The sequence below is a fragment of the Thioalkalivibrio sp. AKL19 genome, assembly GCF_000420165.1.
Lineage (GTDB): Bacteria > Pseudomonadota > Gammaproteobacteria > Ectothiorhodospirales > Ectothiorhodospiraceae > Thioalkalivibrio.
The window spans coordinates 76,424-90,228 of record NZ_ATUK01000014.1 but is presented as its reverse complement, the minus strand read 5'-3'; the positions used below and the strand labels follow the sequence as shown (position 1 = coordinate 90,228).

Below are 13,805 nucleotides of genomic sequence, written 5' to 3'. Positions count from 1 at the left end.
ACATCCTGCGTAGTCCCTGAATTCGCGGTTTTCTCCGTGCCCTCTGTGGTGCAAAACAGAACGCCCCCGGAAAACCGAGGGCGCGTGAGTGAAGCATCTTGCGTGAGGCTCAGCGCCAGCGGACACGGTCCATGATGCGCACGGCCTCCGCGTTGTTGTTGCCGAGCCGGTACAGCTCGATGTCGTCCGCCTGGAAGTCACCGAAGCCCTGGAGGATCTCGCTGGCCGGTACGTCGTCGCGGATTGGGTATTCCTGGTTAACTTCGGCGTACCACTGTTGTGCCTCGGTCGAGGACAGGAACTCCAGCAGGCGAACCGCATTGTCCCGGTTCGGGGCATGCGCGGTGACGCCGGCACCGCTGATGTTCACGTGGGTACCGCGGCCGTCCTGGTTGGGCCAGAAGACGCCGATCTGTTCGGCGACCTCGCGGTCACGGCCCTCGCCATCCAGCATTAGGCCCAGGTAGTAGGTGTTGGCGATCGCGACGTCGCAGACCCCGTCGGCCACGGCGCGGATCTGGTCACGGTCCCCGCCCTGTGGCTGGCGCGCCATGTTGGCGACGATCCCGGCGGCCCAGTCCTGGGCGGCTTCGGCGCCCGCGGTGGCGATCATTGCGGCGACCAGCGACTGATTGTACACGTTGCTGGAAGAGCGGATGCAGATGCGGCCTTGCCATTGCGCGTCGGTCAGGGCCTCGTAGGTCGACAGTTCGGCCGGGTCGACCCGGTCCTTGTGATAGAGGATCGGGCGGGCCCGCGAAGAAAGGCCGAACCACAGGCCTTCGGGGTCGCGGTAGCGCTCGGGGATGTTCTCGCGCAGCACGTCGGATTCCACCGCTTGCAGGACGCCGGCCTCGCGGGCCTGGTGCAGGCGCGCCGCGTCCACGGTGATGAAGAGATCGGCGGGCGAATTGCGCCCTTCGTGGCGCAGGCGTTGCAGCAGGCTGTCGGCGCCGCCGGTGACCAGGTTGACCTGGATGCCGGTCTGATCGGTGAAGTCATCCAGCAGCGGCTTGATCAGGTTCTCCTGGCGCGCCGAGTAGAGGTTGATCTCGTCCTGATCGGCGGGACTGCAACCGACAAGGGGCATGCTGATGGCGATGGCGGCGATGGCGCCGATCAACCAGGAAAGGGGGCGCAACGTCATGATGTGGATTCCTCTTGATGAACGGATCAGGCTGTTGTTCGTCCAGTAGACGAGAACGATTGTTATTTGTGTTCTCATCCAAGTCAATACCCGCTGCCCCAGGGCTGGTACAGGCGGACCTCATCCAGGCGCAACGCTGATACGCTTGGCATATGGACAAGCCCCTGCCCGAATTCCCCGCTCCCCTGCCGTCGCAGCTGCAACAGGAGGTCCGCGACCTGCTGGCCGACCTGGACGAACAGCTCGCCTGGCCGGACACGTTCCTGGCGTCTACCCCCGCGCCGTTCGCCTTCAGTCACTATCTGGTCCAGACCGTGCGTCAGCACCCGGAATACCTGCTGGAGGCGCTGGACCCGGAGGGCTGGGTGGCGGCATGCGACGATGCGGCCTTTGAACGCACGTTGCAGGCGCGTCTGGAGGGTGTGACCGACGATGCGGAGCTGCGTCATGCCCTGCGCGAGATGCGGCATCGCGAGATGATCCGCGTTGCCTGGCGGGACCTGTCCGGTCAGGCCGATCTCGACGAGGTGATGCACGACTTGAGCCGCCTGGCCCGCTCCCTCATCGAAGGCGGGCTGCAGTGGCTGGACCGCCACCTGCAGGAGCGCTACGGCCAGCCGCGCGGGCCTGAGGGCGAGGCCCAGTCCATGGTGGTCCTGGGGCTGGGCAAGCTGGGAGGAGGCGAGCTCAACTTTTCCTCCGACATCGATCTGATCTTTGCCTTCGAGGAGGCGGGTGAGACCGATGGCCAGCGCGTGATCGAGAATCAGGAGTACTTTCGGCGCCTGGGGCGCCAGCTGATTGCGGTGCTGTCGGACGTGACCGCGGACGGCTTCTGTTATCGCGTGGACATGCGCTTGCGGCCCTTCGGCGATTCCGGGCCGCTGGTCATGCACTTCGATGCCATGGAGGACTACTACCAGGCACACGGACGCGAGTGGGAGCGCTATGCCCTGATCAAGGCGAGCCCGCTGGCGGGGGACCCGGAGGCCGGCGCGCGCCTGATGCGCCGGTTGCGGCCGTTCATCTACCGGCGCTACCTGGACTACGGCACGCTGGCCAACCTGCGCGAGCTGAAGCAGATGATCAACGACGAGTCGGCGCGGCGCGGCCGGTTCGAGGACGTAAAACATGGCGAGGGCGGCATCCGCGAGATCGAGTTCATCGCGCAATCCTTCCAGCTGATCCGGGGCGGGCGCGACCAGGCGTTGCAGCGGCGTGACCTGCTGGGCGTGATGGGCGTGTTGCGGGATCGCGAACTCCTGCCCGGCTATGCCGTCGAGCAGCTGGAGCGTTCCTATCGCTTCCTGCGTCGGGTGGAGAACCGCTTGCAGATGCTTAATGACCAGCAGACGCACCGCCTGCCCTCGAGTGGCGACGATCGCCACCGCCTGGCCCTGTCGCTGGGATTCGACGACGAGGCCTCCTTCGAGATGGCGTTGTTGCGCGAGCAGCGGCGGGTGCATGCCCACTTCGAACAGGTCTTCAGTGCGCCGCAACGGGCCGACGGGGCGGCGATGGAGGCCTCGCCGGAGGCCGACCGCGAACAGCAGCTCAATCGCCTGTGGCAGGGCTCGCTGCCGGAGGCAGATGCCCGCGCGGTGCTGGAGGCGATGGAGTTCCAGGACGCGGACGAGGCGCTGCGCGGCATCGCCGATCTGCGCGAGAGCCCGGGCGTGCGGGCGATGAGTGTGACCGGACGTCAGCGGCTGGATCGCCTGATGCCGTTGCTGATCGGTGCGATCGCGGAGATGGAGGCTCCCGACGCGGTGTTGCCGCGGGCCCTGCAAATGGTGCGGACCATCGCCCGGCGCTCGGTGTATCTGTCGCTCTTGGTGGAGAATCCGCTGGCGCTGTCACAGCTGGTGAAGCTGGTGGCCGCCAGCCCCTGGATCAACGAGCAGTTGACCCGGCACCCGGTACTGCTGGACGAGCTGCTGGACCCGCGCGCGCTGTATGCACCGCCAGACCGCGACGGACTGCGCGAGGAGCTGGAGGCCGAGCTGGCCCAGTTCCCCGGGCAGGACCACGAACAGATGCTGGACCGCCTGCGCCAGTTCAAGCAGGTGCAGACCCTGCGGGTGGCGGCCGCCGACATCATGGGGTTCCTGCCGCTGATGAAGGTCTCGGATCACCTGACCTGGCTGGCCGAGGTGCTGCTGGAGCAGGTGCTGCAGCTGGCCTGGGAGAAGATGGTCGAGCGCCATGGCGAGCCGCAGTGCGGGGCGGCGGATGCGCGGCGCGTGGCGCGCTTCGCGGTGATCGGCTACGGCAAGCTCGGCGGCTTCGAACTGGGCTACGGCTCGGACCTGGATGTGGTGTTCCTGCACGACAGCGAGGGCGATGAGGCCCAGACCGCGGGCCCGAAGGTGATCGACAACACCGAGTTCTTCGCGCGGGTGGCCCAGCGGGTGGTGCACCTGCTGGGGGCCTTCACTCCGGCGGGCCGCCTGTACGAGGTGGATACGCGGCTGCGGCCCAGTGGCACGGCGGGGTTGCTGGTCAGCGGCCTGCAGGCGTTCCGGCGCTACCAGGACGAATCCGCCTGGACCTGGGAGCATCAGGCACTGGTGCGGGCACGCTTCGTGAGTGGTGACGCCGAGCTGGGCGAGCAGTTTCATGCCCTGCGCCGCGAGGTGCTGACCCGCGAGCGCGATGCCGAGGCCCTGCGCGCCGAAGTCGTCGAGATGCGCGATCGCATGCTGGCGGAACACGCCTCGAAGAAGGGCCAGGGCTTCCATCTCAAGCGCGACCGGGGCGGTATCACTGATATCGAATTCATGGTTCAATACTGGGTTTTGGTATCCGCGCACGATCATCCCGCCGTCTGCGACTGGCCGGACAAGATCCGCACGCTGGAAACGCTCGGCCGCGAGGGCGTGATCGACGCGGGCCTGAGCGAGGCGCTGGCGGATGCCTACCGGGATCTGCGCAACCGCATCCACCGCCTGACGCTGGCGGGCCTGGACGCCCGGGTCGAGACGCCCGACGACGAGCTCCGCGCCGTGCGTGACCGCGTGATCGAAGCCTGGAATGACCTGTTCGGCGAGCCGCAAGCGGCCGCGAACCAGAACGGATAGAGGAACAAGACGATGTCGATGGCCGACCGCGACGGGGTGATCTGGCTGGACGGGCAGATGGTGCCCTGGCGCGAGGCGAAGACCCACGTGCTCACCCACACCCTGCATTACGGCATGGGCGTGTTCGAGGGCGTGCGCGCCTACAAGACCGAGCGCGGCCCGGCGATTTTCCGCCTGCAGGATCACACCCGGCGCCTGTTCAACTCGGCCAAGATCGTCGGGATGACCATCCCGTATACCGCCGACGTGCTGAACGAGGCCCAGATCGCGTCTGTTCGCGACAACGGTCTGGAGAGTGCCTACCTGAGGCCGATGTGCTTCCTCGGGTCCGAGGGCATGGGCCTGCGCGCCGACAATCTCCTGGTGCACGCGATGGTCGCGGCCTGGCACTGGGGCAGCTACCTGGGGGACGAGGGGATCGAGAAGGGGATCCGCATCCGCACCTCCTCCTACAGCCGCCATCACGTGAACGTGACCATGTGCAAGGCCAAGGCCAACGGCAACTACATGAACTCGATGATGGCCCTGCAGGAGGCCACCCGCTGTGGCTACGACGAGGCCATGCTGCTGGATACCGAGGGTTTCGTGGCCGAGGGCAGCGGCGAGAACATTTTCATCGTGCACGACGGCGTGCTGTTCACCCCGGATCTGACCTCCGCGCTCGACGGCATCACCCGCCGCACGGTCATCGAGCTGGCACGCGAGGAAGGGCTGGAGGTCATCGAGAAGCGCATCACCCGCGACGAGGTGTACATCGCCGACGAGGCCTTCTTTACCGGTACCGCCGCCGAGGTGACCCCGATCCGCGAGGTCGACGACCGTCCGATCGGCGCCGGTACCCGTGGCCCGATCACCGAGCGCCTGCAGTCACGCTACTTTGACGTGGTGCAGGGGCGTGACAGTCGCCACGAAGGCTGGCTGACCTTCATCTGAGGTCCCCGAACTTTCCGTCAACCGGATGCGAGAAAAACCATGGTGAACCCCGATACCGCCCACCATCAGGACCAGTACCAGACCGCGAATGCCCAGACCGAGGTCACGGTCACGCGCAAGGATCTGCCGCTGCACTGCCCCACCCCGAAGATGGCCCTGTGGGCCTCGCACCCGCGCGTCTTCCTGCCGATCGACGAGACCCCCGACGGCCGTTTCCAGTGCCCCTACTGCGGCACCCAGTTCATCCTCAAGGACGACGACTGATTTCCGCCTGACCGGGGGGTGCGCGGGCCAGATCAGGTCCCTGTCAGTTGCCTCGGTCAGTCCCGGGAGTTCGCTATTTCCGCTGCCAAGGCCTCTTCGGCTCGCGCCCAATAGGTATCGATCCAGGGAGTTGGGCGGATCTTCTTGTAGAGCCTTTTCCGCCAGCGTTTTTCCGGCCACTTTCCCTCCAAGGCGTCCGGAGGGTTGGGCGATCCCGGGAATGCGACCACACGGGCTCCGTCGGGTATCGCCGGCGTGCGCCAGAAACGAGCGGGCCAGGCCGGGACACAATGCACCTTGAACAAAGCGCACCACGCGTCCGGCCAGAACAGCAGGGAATCGATCTCGCGGCTGATGTAGGTTTGTTCGTTGCGATACTGCCTGCGGAAGCGGTCGAAGTCCCCCAGTAGCCGTTCGAGCAGATAGCCATGAACCCCCATGCGGAACCGGAACACCGACGTGTTACCGATCCCTTTTCCGGGTTGGGTCCAGTTCTGCATGACGACGAATGGATGCTTGGGTTCAAAGTCGAAGAAGGGGTCCAGAGAGCCCGTGACGACCACGTCTAGATCCAGGAAGAGCCAATCGCCCTCGAGACCGGAGAGCGCGGCTGGATCAAGGTAAAGAGCCATTTTCCGCCAGCCGGTGTTGCACCAGGGTTCCGGAATGTTGATCTCCGGGCATGGGTGCGTCTCGACTTCCGGTCGCAGGCCGGTCGTGTCGTCCGTAAGGCATACGAATCGAAGAGGTCCTGTCGTTTGGCGTTGTACGGCGGCGTATAGCCGGTTGACATACTCCGGGCCGTAGAGCGAGCCCCATTTCATGCAGATCACTTGTTTGCTGCCGCCGTCGTGGGCTGATCTTTGCTCGCTCTGTTCCATTCGCGATTTTTCCTAGTCAGTTACGCTAAAGGGTTGTGGCCCCTTCTTGCCGTGGGTCTTCGGGAAGAGGGGCCTTTTCCGCATTTCCGATTGTCGCCCAAAGTCCGGCAACTGTCAGGTCGACTATCAGTCGCGTTGCGCGCAGGGCCTTGTCTGTAAGGTACTATCCCGCGCTGGATTCGACAGTTGCCGGGTTTGAGTGTGATTGCGGAAGGATGGTTGCTGAAAATCAGCGGGCGAACGGATGGTGATCGCGTCTATTGGTTAGTAGTGGGGCTTGCGGCCCTGGCCTTGTTTGTCTTGCCATTTGGCACGGGGGTCTTCCTGCCCCTGGCAATGCTTTCTCTCGGCGGCCTTGCTCTGATGGTCGTTCGCTGGCGTCAATTGTGGTGCGAGTCCTGGACCCGCTGGGCCCTGTTGCTCTTGATGGCGCTATGGCTTCCGCAGCTACTGGCGTTGACCGTGGCTGTGGACTTTGATCGCGCATTGCGAACCGCCCTGACCTACCCGTTGTTTGCTGTGGCGATACTCCCGCTGCTCTGGGTCGCGCGGCATCGTGACGTAGCGACACCGTTGCTTTATGGAGTGCTCGCGCTAGCCGTTTTCTGGTCGCTGGACGGGATCTTTCAGTTTGTCACCGGCGCGAACGTATTGGGGTACCCGTACAACGGACGCCGCATTGATGGGCTGTTTCATCCGAACATGCGGCTAGGCATCGTGCTGGCGCATTTCCTGCCGTTCGTCCTGGAGGCGTCGCGTCGCCTGGCCTCTTTCAATCGGCTGGCGGTCCTGTTGCCGCTGATCGTGATCGTCGCGATACTCCTCTCGGGTTCCCGGGCGGCCATGGTGGCGACCTTGATAGTCCTGTTTGCCTACGGCCTTTTCCTTGTCGGGTATTACCGCCTGCGCATGCGTACGGTGAGCGCGTTTCTGAGCATCTTCGTACTGGGCATTGTCGTGGCGCTGTGGGTGTCGCCCGAGACTCGGGATCGTCTGGCGGTCGTCTCGAAGGCCTCTGAGCTCAGCATCGAAGCCATCGATGAGGCGACGGCGAAGCGCGGGACGATCTGGCTTGCTTCCTGGCGCGTGGCGATGGACGAGCCGATCCTGGGTGTGGGGGTGCGCGGTGTCGAGCCTGTGGCCGAAGCGCGCGGCTATACGGATATGGCCTTTGCCCACATCCATTTATATTTCCTCGATGTGCTGGTTTCGACCGGGATTGTCGGGCTGGTGGCCTACCTGGGGGTGTTGCTGGCGATCCTCCTGGCATTGTGGCAACGCGCGAGGAGAAGCGAGCGAGACCTTCTTCCGCTCTATGTCGTTGGTGGGGTGGCGATCTTCGTGGCACTGAATCCTGTCAATGTCCACTGGACGATCTACAGTTCCTACACGACAGCGGTGTTGTGGCTGGTGGTCGCGCTTGCGCTGGCGCCTCTGGTGCGAGGGGAGGCGGCGGCCCGCCAGGGCCGACCAGCCGGTCAGCGGCCGGTCAGCGTCTCGTAGAGATCGATCGTCCGGCGGCGCATGGTGTCCAGATCCCATGCGTGGGGCCATCGAGGTGCCGGGGCATTCCCTGTCGCCCAGTCGGCGAGACGCTCAATAGCGGCCGAGGTTTGTCCAGGGGGTACGCGCCCTTCGGGCAGTAGTTCGGCGAGTTGTTCGCCCACGCCGCCGTGATCGTAACCGAGCACAGGACGCCCGAGGCTGAGCGCCTCCAGGGTGGTGCGTCCGAAAGACTCGGGTTGGGTGGACAGGGATAACACTGCATCCGAAACCGCCAGGATTTCGCGTAGATCGGAACGCTGGCCCGTGAAGGTCACGCGGGGCTCAAGGCCGAGTTGCGAGAGGTGGCCTTCCAGTTCGCGATGATAGGCCTGCTTGCGCGGATCGGTGCCGCCTGCCATCAGCAGGTGCGCGGGGATTCCCCGCTGGAGAAGGCCCTGCAGTATGTCCAGGGCGTCGAAGTGTCCCTTCAGCCGAGTAATACGACCCGGAAGTGTCAGGACGTACCGCCCCTGAAGCTGTGGAAACGCGCTTTCCCACTCGGTGACCCAGGATGGCGAGGGCTCAAAGCCGGGGTGATAATTGCGTGTGTCGATTCCGCGATGGATGACTTCAATACGCTCAGCCTCAAGCCGTGGATACTGGGTGATCAGAAATTTTTTGAGGGTCTCGGATACTGTCACGACCCGTTCGCCCCGGGTGAGGATCTCGCTGTAGCGGTTAACGGAATTGAATCCGTGCACCGAAGTCACCAGCCGGGGGCGGGTGACTGCGGGCATCCGTGACCAGGCCAGCCAGACGACCCAGGCCGGCATGCGCGAGCGAACATCAATCACATCCACGCGTTGTTGTCGCAGGAAGCGCCGTAGTGGGCGCACCAGCCGGAAGGTCCAGAGGGATTTTTCCCCGATCGGCCAGGTGAAGTGTTCACTACCCTGACTCTCGAGTTCGGGCACCATGCGGCCGCCTGCCGACATCACCAGCGAGCGGTGTCCAGCCTCCACCAAGGCCTGCGCAACCTCGACCGTGCCGCGTTCAACGCCGCCGGATTCCAAGGCGGGCACGATTTGAAGGACGGTAGCCATGGCGTACGCAGGTGAGGGAAAAGCGCGAGTTTATCAGGGCGCCAGAAGGATGGGGTGGTTTGGGCGTCCCGCCCGGTGGGCATACAATGTCGTCAGTTTATGATCAGGTGTATTGAATGATTTCAGCGGCCGAAGTGGCAGAACAGGTCGAGGCGTCGTTGCGCCGGGCGCAGTCAGAGGCGTATCCGTATCGGCGGTGGTATCCGCAGGCGGTACTGCCCGAGGCGGCGGCGCGCGCGGTGGAGGCGCTGCCGTTCGAGCCGCCCGCGATTGGTGACACCGAGGGCAAGCGTGAGACGCACAACAGCTCGCGGCGCTTCTTCGATGTCGAGAACCGGCGCGCCTTCGATGTGTGCGAAAGCGTTGCGGCGGCGTTCGAGAGCCCGCAGGTGCTGGATGCGATCTTCGAGGTCTGCGGGGTGGATGTCAGCGGCAACTACCTGCGTGTCGAGCATTGCCTGGATACCGAGGGTTTCTGGCTGGCACCGCATACCGATCTCGGGGTGAAGAAATTCACCATGCTGCTGTACCTGTCGACCGACCCCGGTTACGAGGCCTGGGGCACCGATGTTTACGTGGACGCGGACACGCACTACGAGACGGCGCCCGGCACGTACAACAGCGCGTTGGTATTCGTGCCCGCGGACAACACCTGGCATGGCTACCATCGTCGCCCCCTGGAAGGCGTGCGGCGCTCTTTGATCATCAACTACGTCACCGAAGAGTGGCGCAATCGCCACGAGCTGGCCTCTCCCGACACACCTGTGCAGCGCCGCGTGCCGGCGTGACCGCAGGCCAGGCGACGAACGCTTCATTGTGACCGAGGCTTACTGCTGGACACTGACGACCGGCGAGGCCGGGATGACCAGCCAGGTCCGTGGCCTGGCCGAAGCCGTGGGGCTGCCCTACGAACACAAGACAGTGGGGCTGCGTCCGCCCTGGCGCTGGATGCGCGGCTCCTTCGCGCCCGGCGTATTGCGAGGGCTCACCTCCGATAGCGATTCCCTGGCGCCGCCCTGGCCGCGCCTCTTGATCTCCTGCGGGCGCCGCAGTGCCACGGTGGCCGTGGCACTCAGGCGCGCCAGCGGGGGTGCCATCATGACCGTGCATATTCAGGATCCGCAGATCGCCCCGCGGCATTTCGACTGGGTGGTGCCGCCGCGCCACGATGGGCTGACCGGCCCGAACGTGATCGCGACGCGCGGTGCCCTCCACCGGGTGACGGCCGAGCGGCTGGAGGCGGCTCGTGCGGATCTGGGGGATGCCTGGGCTGCATTTCCCCGGCCTTGGATCGCGGTCCTGATCGGGGGTGCCACCCAGCGGGGAGATCTGGGGCAGGAGCGACTGGATGCCCTGATCCGTGACCTGCGTTCGGCCGCAGAAGCCTCCGGGGGAAGTGTGCTGGTCACGCCCTCACGGCGGACGGGCGAGGCCAGCACGCGACGACTGGTCGAGGGGCTGGCGGATGTTCCCGGGTTTGTCTGGGACGGGCAGGGCGAGAACCCCTTTATGGCGATGCTGGCAACAGCCGACCATATCGTGGTCAGTGCTGATTCCGTGTCCATGGTCTCGGAGGCGGCCGCGACTGGTGTCCCGGTGTACACGGTTGCCCTGGGGCCGCTCGGTCGTCGCCTGCAGGCCTTCCATTCTGCCCTAGAGGCGGAAGGCGTGACCCGACCGTTCACCGGGGCGCTCGATCAGTGGTCCTACACGCCGGTGAATGACACGCTGAAGGTCGCTGCGCACATCCGGTCTGTTCTCGCATCAATGAAGGTCGGATGATGGAGTCTAAGATGGAGGAGTCAGGGATGGACGTGTCCGGGGGATCACGAAGCCTCGTTGTGCTGACTTGGAAGGCCCCGCGAACGCTCGCGCGAACGCTCGATACCCTTGCGCCTCTTTTTCCCATGTTTACCGAGCGATTGGTTGTATGCCAGGAGGCCCAGCCGGAGGAGATGAAAATTGCCAGTCGGGCGGGCTTTCAAGCGGTTCCGTTGTCCGAGAACCTGGGCATTCAGGGAGGACTGAAGGCGGCTGTGCAAGCCGCAACGACACAACGAGTGCTATTGCTGGAGAATGATTGTGGTTTTGTGGGGGGTGCCGGCATCGTGGCTGATGTTCTCGATCGGGCTGATCAACTGATGGCGCTCAGCGACGTGCGTTTCGTGAAGATGCAAGCCATGCCGGATCCTCCAAGAAGAAGGTTCTTCCGGAACTGGCGTTTCCGGAATGGACAACTCAACCGCCGCTTCGCGGCATTCTTGCGCCCAGAGAACGCCGATGGGGTTCTGTCCGAGGCTGTGGTGTTTCCCCGGCCTGATTTATTGGCTCCTCGTGCGATCGAAGCGGTCGGGGATGGGTTGTTCTTGACTGATTCGCGGTTCGCCGTATGGAGTAACCGTGCGAACTACTTGGCAAAGAACTTTTTCTTGAATGAATTGTTGCCATTCGCCGAGGCAAACCCTACTCGCAGGCATTGCAATGGGTTGCCCGAACTGGAACACCGCATCAACGCCCCGTTCAGGCGGTGGTGGTGGCGGCGCAACCGGTTCCCCTTGCTTGTTGCACACCCAGGTTTTTTTGATCACACGCGCGTTGACAGGCCCGTGGGCGACAGTAAGTGGCTTGATGGCGGGCCAGTAGCCACCTTGCGCACTACTCCGCCCGATACGGATCGGGGAGGCCCGTGCGCTTCTTGAACCGTTTGTGGGTCCAGAAGTACTGGCCGGGGGCGTCCATCACGGCTTCTTCGATGATGTGGTTGATGCGCAGGGTGTCGGCGTGGGCGTCCTCGGTGGGGAAGCCCTCTACCGGGGGGTGGATGGTCACGACGTAGTGGCCGTCTTCGCGCCGGTAGCCGAAGAACGGGAGGACCGGGGCGCCGCTCACCCGGGCGATGCGATGCGTGGCGGTCTGCGTGTTCGCGGGTTCGCCGAAGAACGGGACCAGCTCGGTCTGGCGCCCGCTGGTGGCCTGGTCGGGCGCATACCACACGGGCATGTTCTCGCGCAGGGTGCGCAGCAGTCCCTTGACGTCGTCGCGTGCGATCACGCCGGCCGTGTGGCGGTTGCGATTGACCTTGAACAGGTAGTTGATCAGCGGGCGTTCGCTGGGGCGGTACATCGCGGCAAACTCCCGGTGCAGCGCCAGCAGGCGCCCGCAAAGCTCGAGTGTGGTGAAATGGGCGCTGACCAGCAGGGCCCCCTTGCCTTGCTCCAGTGCCTTGTCCAGATGTTCCAGCCCGTGGATTGTGTAATGCCCCTTGAGTTGCGTGTCGCGTCCCCACCAGGCCATGGCCATCTCGAGGACCCCCATCCCGGCCGCCTCGAAGTGCTCGCGCAGCCACTGTTCCCGCCGTTCCGGCGGCTGGTCGGGAAAGCACAGTTCGAGGTTGGTGCGGGCGATCGCACGGCGCTCGCGGCCGAAACGGTAGAACAGCCGCCCGATGCCGCGGCCGAGCACCTGCTGCCAGCGGATAGGCAGCTGGATGACCAGCCGTGCCAGGCCGATGACCGCCCACATGGGCCAGGTGGCGGGGCCGCGGGGCGGGCGTTCGGTCGCGCTCGGATGTTCGGGGCGGGCCGTCACGGATCGGAGTCTCCCTGCGAATGACCCGCGTAGTCTACACGGCGCTGCTTGCGTTGCTGACCCCCTTGCTGCTGATCCGCCACGGACTGCGCAGTCGTCGGGCATCGGTGCGTGTGCGCCCGGGCGAGGTGATGGGGTGGGCCCCTCCGCCGGATCCGGCGGAGATCTGGATCCATGCGGTTTCGGTCGGTGAAGTGCTGGCGGCGGAACCGCTCATTCGCCAGCTCCTGGCGCCCGGCCCGCGTCGCATCCTGGTAACCACGACGACGCCGACCGGTGCCTCGATGCTGACCGAGCGGCTCGGCGATCGCGTCATGCATCGCTTCATGCCACTGGATTTGCCCTGGCTACAGGGGCGCTTCCTGCGAGCGGCGCGACCACAGTGCATCGTGGTGATGGAGACCGAGATCTGGCCGAATATGCTGGCGACAGCGCGGCGTTCGGGCATCCCGGTCGTGCTGGCGAACGCCCGCATGTCCGGGCGTTCGGCCCGGCGTTATGCCCGTATCCCCCGGCTGATCGAACCGGCATTGAGCGCGTTTGACTGGATTGCCTGCCGCAATCCGCTGGACCGGGAGCGTTTCGTCGCCCTTGGGGCCGTGCCCGACCGCGTGACGGTCAACGGCGACATCAAGTTCGATATCCGCATCGAGGCAGCCGATCGCCAGGAGGTTAAGTCCCTGCGCCCGGTGGTTGATGGCCGCCCGGTGGTTATTCTTGCCAGCACACATGCCGACGAAGAGGCCCAGTTGCTCCCGGGGCTGCGCGCACTGCGCGCCGAGTATCCACGCCTCCTGGTGATCGTGGCGCCACGCCATCCGCAGCGGTTTCCCGAAGTGGCGGATTTGCTGGAGCGTTCCGGTCAAACCTTCGTTCGTCGCAGCGACGGTGTCCCGGATGCCAACACCCATTTCTGGCTGCTGGACACGCTGGGCGAATTGAAACGTTTCTTCGGGCTGGCCGATGTCGCGTTTATTGGCGGTTCACTGGTGTCCGTTGGCGGGCACAATCCGCTGGAAGCGACGTTGTGGAAATGTCCGGTCGTCATGGGGCCGCACGTCGACAACTTTGAACTTCTGGTGGAGCGCATGGAGAGCGCGAATGTGCTGTGGCGTTCAAAGAATATCGAAGAGGCTGTTGCGCGGATGGGGACGTTGCTGGGAGAGGATGAAGCCCGGCGCGAGATCCTGCGACAGCGTGCAACCGTTTTTATTGGAGAGCAGCAGGGTGCAACCGCGCGCCTGCTGGAGTATGTGAACCGCCATGCCGCCCGGGATGATGGGGACCGGGCTCGGAGAGCCTGACGCTCGTTGTACGGGTGCAC

General features: G+C 64.7%; 12 protein-coding genes. 8 read left to right on the top strand and 4 right to left on the bottom strand.

Annotated features, from left to right (window positions below; all coding sequences use genetic code 11):
- Nucleotides 1–109 precede the first annotated feature (109 nt).
- On the bottom strand, nt 110–1,147 hold the full coding sequence (locus F817_RS0110135) for a Fe(3+) ABC transporter substrate-binding protein (protein ID WP_024327543.1): 1,038 nt from the start codon (nt 1,145–1,147) through the stop codon (nt 110–112).
- 152 nt (nt 1,148–1,299) lie between these two features.
- On the opposite strand from F817_RS0110135, the gene glnE reads away from it, so the two are divergent.
- From glnE to F817_RS0110120, 3 genes are read left to right on the top strand one after another with little or no spacing between them, the layout of a single operon-like run.
- On the top strand, nt 1,300–4,227 hold the full coding sequence (gene glnE / locus F817_RS0110130) for a bifunctional [glutamate--ammonia ligase]-adenylyl-L-tyrosine phosphorylase/[glutamate--ammonia-ligase] adenylyltransferase (protein WP_024327542.1): 2,928 nt from the start codon (nt 1,300–1,302) through the stop codon (nt 4,225–4,227).
- A gap of 12 nt (nt 4,228–4,239) precedes the next feature.
- A complete protein-coding gene (locus F817_RS0110125; RefSeq protein ID WP_024327541.1) occupies nt 4,240–5,160 on the top strand; it encodes a branched-chain amino acid transaminase in 921 nt (306 codons plus the stop codon).
- A gap of 39 nt (nt 5,161–5,199) precedes the next feature.
- Nucleotides 5,200–5,424: a zinc-finger domain-containing protein gene (locus tag F817_RS0110120; RefSeq protein ID WP_024327540.1), complete on the top strand. Its 225-nt coding sequence runs from the start codon at nt 5,200–5,202 to the stop codon at nt 5,422–5,424.
- A gap of 56 nt (nt 5,425–5,480) precedes the next feature.
- Here the strand turns inward: F817_RS0110120 and F817_RS0110115 are convergent, their stop codons facing one another.
- Complete coding sequence (locus F817_RS0110115; protein ID WP_231369405.1) at nt 5,481–6,305, bottom strand: hypothetical protein; 825 nt, start codon at nt 6,303–6,305, stop codon at nt 5,481–5,483.
- 291 nt (nt 6,306–6,596) lie between these two features.
- Here F817_RS0110115 and F817_RS0110110 point away from each other — a divergent pair, with 291 nt between their 5' ends.
- Nucleotides 6,597–7,808, top strand: a complete 1,212-nt coding sequence (locus tag F817_RS0110110) for an O-antigen ligase family protein (RefSeq protein ID WP_155988453.1) — start codon at nt 6,597–6,599, stop codon at nt 7,806–7,808.
- On the opposite strand, the gene F817_RS0110105 is transcribed toward F817_RS0110110, so the two are convergent.
- A complete protein-coding gene (locus F817_RS0110105; protein WP_024327537.1) occupies nt 7,784–8,893 on the bottom strand; it encodes a glycosyltransferase family 4 protein in 1,110 nt (369 codons plus the stop codon). The genes F817_RS0110110 and F817_RS0110105 overlap by 25 nt on opposite strands.
- 116 nt (nt 8,894–9,009) lie before the next feature.
- On the opposite strand from F817_RS0110105, the gene F817_RS0110100 reads away from it, so the two are divergent.
- Genes F817_RS0110100 through F817_RS14550 form a run of 3 tightly spaced genes read left to right on the top strand, consistent with a single transcriptional unit; the run spans nt 9,010 to nt 11,592 of the window.
- On the top strand, nt 9,010–9,681 hold the full coding sequence (locus F817_RS0110100; protein ID WP_024327536.1) for a 2OG-Fe(II) oxygenase: 672 nt from the start codon (nt 9,010–9,012) through the stop codon (nt 9,679–9,681).
- A 28-nt stretch (nt 9,682–9,709) separates the two neighbouring features.
- Nucleotides 9,710–10,675 (top strand): mitochondrial fission ELM1 family protein, encoded by a 966-nt coding sequence (locus F817_RS0110095; RefSeq protein ID WP_024327535.1) that lies wholly within the window; start codon nt 9,710–9,712, stop codon nt 10,673–10,675.
- Between the two features lie 26 nt (nt 10,676–10,701).
- Nucleotides 10,702–11,592, top strand: a complete 891-nt coding sequence (locus F817_RS14550) for a glycosyltransferase family 2 protein (protein WP_196801211.1) — start codon at nt 10,702–10,704, stop codon at nt 11,590–11,592.
- Here the strand turns inward: F817_RS14550 and lpxL are convergent.
- Nucleotides 11,549–12,415, bottom strand: coding sequence for an LpxL/LpxP family Kdo(2)-lipid IV(A) lauroyl/palmitoleoyl acyltransferase (gene lpxL, locus F817_RS0110090; protein WP_024327534.1), 867 nt, complete (start codon nt 12,413–12,415; stop codon nt 11,549–11,551). The genes F817_RS14550 and lpxL overlap by 44 nt on opposite strands.
- Nucleotides 12,416–12,501: 86 nt before the next feature.
- Between lpxL and F817_RS0110085 the strand changes: the two genes are divergently transcribed.
- Nucleotides 12,502–13,785 (top strand): 3-deoxy-D-manno-octulosonic acid transferase, encoded by a 1,284-nt coding sequence (locus F817_RS0110085; protein WP_024327533.1) that lies wholly within the window; start codon nt 12,502–12,504, stop codon nt 13,783–13,785.
- Nucleotides 13,786–13,805 lie beyond the last annotated feature (20 nt).